Source organism: Anoxybacillus ayderensis (genome assembly GCF_000833605.1).
Lineage (GTDB): Bacteria > Bacillota > Bacilli > Bacillales > Anoxybacillaceae > Anoxybacillus > Anoxybacillus ayderensis.
In genome coordinates, this window is sequence record NZ_JXTG01000059.1 from 1 (window position 1) to 859 (window position 859).

The window sequence follows — 859 nt, forward strand, 5'->3', positions numbered from 1 at the left end:
CTCATATTTCGCACCTTGGTAGAGCGGAACAAAAGGATTTTTTATTCAGTTTTTTAGAATAACTTTTAAACCAACACCAAAAGCGATGGCATCCTTTTTTTACCATCTCTGATCGTTCTTTATCCCGTTAGACGTAAATGCTCTCGTCCATCCCTAATCCTTGCAAAATCCTTCGCTGCTCGTACGTGAGCGGTTGACCTAACGCGCGTTGAATTCGTCCATCCGGCAGTTCCAACAGGACGACTCTGACATACCAAAATAATTGAAAAATCGCTTGTCCGGTCGGTCGGGTCAGTTTCCGGCCTCCCGCCCCCTTTAATGGGTGTTCCGGAGTGATGAACTGACGCACCCGGCGCTGGAAGACGCGGTAAATCGCCAAGGCCAACAGAAACAAATAGCCCAATACCGCGACCCGTTCCGGTTTTTTTACGTAAATCTCATCCGTAAAGAACGGGTCTTTCAAGAAAGAGAAGTTCATTTCCACCGAGATTTGCCCTTTGTACAACTTCAAGATCTCTTTCGCGTCCATCGGTTGACCTTTCCATTCCTCCGGAACGGTCGTGACAAGGACAAACCGGGACGCTTTCCGTCTTGCCTGTTCCCACGCATCTTGGTCGAATTCCACGTTCAAGCGAAGGGCATACAGCGTCTCCATGTCCGGTTTCGCCCCTTTTGTCGGACGTCCGCGCCGTTTCTTCGGGCGCACGATCGCTTCGACCGACGCCTCGACTCGATGAAACCGAAGACGAAGGGACGCCTTTAGAGACGCTAGGGCTTGTTCGGCGTCTTCCCGGCACGAAAACAGACGGCTTTCCCACTGGGTTTGTTTCTGCCGAAGAAGCTCTGCTTCTTGGTTTCG

The 859-nt window shown here is 50.9% G+C and carries 1 protein-coding gene; it reads right to left on the reverse strand.

The genetic code is table 11. The features are described from left to right. Positions 1 to 127 precede the first annotated feature (127 nt). Positions 128 to 859 (reverse strand): IS1634 family transposase (locus tag JV16_RS14895; RefSeq protein WP_042536461.1); only part of this gene is annotated, 732 nt, incomplete at its 5' end.